General features: G+C 48.7%; 2 protein-coding genes. Both read right to left on the bottom strand.

What is annotated here, in order from left to right:
- The coding region (locus PMIT1303_RS00440; RefSeq protein WP_156486852.1) for a tetratricopeptide repeat protein at window positions 1-1,043 on the bottom strand (1,043 nt) is incomplete at its 3' end.
- Between the two features lie 49 nt (window positions 1,044-1,092).
- On the bottom strand, window positions 1,093-1,431 hold a 339-nt coding region (locus PMIT1303_RS00435; protein ID WP_231901150.1), incomplete at its 5' end, for a phospholipase D-like domain-containing protein.

Below are 1,431 nucleotides of genomic sequence, written 5' to 3'. Positions count from 1 at the left end.
CCTTCGTTATATAGCCCCATCTGGTAACAAGTTTGGGCTAAAAGTATTGAAGTTTTGGCTTTCATTTTGTCGCTTTTTTCTGCTGCTCTGAAAAAATAAAGAGCTTGATCGAGGTTGCCGAGCTCTTGGTAGATGGTGCCCAGGTTCATCTGGGCTGTGGGGTTATCCGACTTGAGTTCTAGAGACTTGAGGGTGGAGGCAAGAGCTTGATCAAGGTTGCCGAGCTCTTTGTAGATTGTGCCCAGGTTGATGTGTGCATCTGGGTTGTCGGGCTTGAGCTCTAGAGATTTGAGGGTGGAGGCAAGAGCTTGATCAAGGTTGCCGAGATCTTGGTAGATGGTGCCCAGGTTCATTTGGGCTGTGGGGTTATCGGGCTTGAGCTCTAGAGATTTGAGGGTGGAAGCAAGAGCTTGATCAAGGTTGCCGAGCTCTTTGTAGATGGTGCCCAGGTTCATCTGGGCTGTGGGGTTATCGGGCTTGAGCTCTAGAGACTTGAGGGTGGAAGCAAGAGCTTGGTCAAGGTTGCCGAGCTCTTTGTAGATGGTGCCCAGGTTCATCTGGGCTGTGGGGTTATCGGGCTTGAGTTCTAGAGACTTGAGGGTGAAAGCAAGAGCTTGATCAAGGTTGCCGAGCTCTTGGTAGATGGTGCCCAGGTTCATCTGGGCTGTGGGGTTATCGGGCTTGAGCTCTAGAGACTTGAGGGTGGAAGTAAGAGCTTGATCAAGGTGCCCGAGACCTTTGTATAAATTGCCTAGATTGTAGTACGCATCTTGATTGTAAGGATTAATTTCTATGGCTTTTTTGTAAAGGAGTACTGCTTCATCTGGCCGTCCGCTATTTTTGCAAATGACGCCTAAGTTTAAAAATGCTACGCAATTTAGACAGTCAGTATTAATTGCTTTTCTGTAAAACTTTTCGGCGTTTTCTAGGTCCCCTTCTGTGTGGTACTTAATAGCGCTTTTGTGAAAAGCATCTCCTTCTGCTTGTCTCCTTTTTAGCGATTTATTTGCCTTCCTTTTGTTTGGTTCGCTGAAGCCCGCCATCTTTTGCCTTGATTGGTTTTATGAGATTAAGCCACCTCTTAAGCCATTCTCAGCTCCTCTCCACTCCACTCCCGCACTTGGCTCGTTGCTGCTCCAGCTTGCGTCGCATTCGTGGTGCGATTCCCAGCTCAGCACCACGCCAGAGACGATTCATCTCGCGCGTGAAGTGAGCAGCAAGTTTTGGTGAGTGAATCAGCAGCAGCGTTTCATCGTTGGTGTGAGCTGCAGCAGGGCTCCAATTAAATGAGCCGGTGATCACTTTTTTGTTGTCGATCACTGCGAACTTGTGGTGCAGCTTGTCTCCGTTCGACAGTCTCGGTGTACCTACCCCTTGTAGAGGGACTGCGAATGGTTTGTTACCTACTTCCAGCTTGCAACGATGATCTGG

It is taken from the genome of Prochlorococcus sp. MIT 1303, from assembly GCF_001631965.1.
GTDB lineage: Bacteria > Cyanobacteriota > Cyanobacteriia > PCC-6307 > Cyanobiaceae > Prochlorococcus > Prochlorococcus marinus_D.
The sequence above is the reverse complement of the archived record's forward strand: the minus strand, read 5'-3'. Positions and strand labels throughout refer to the sequence as shown.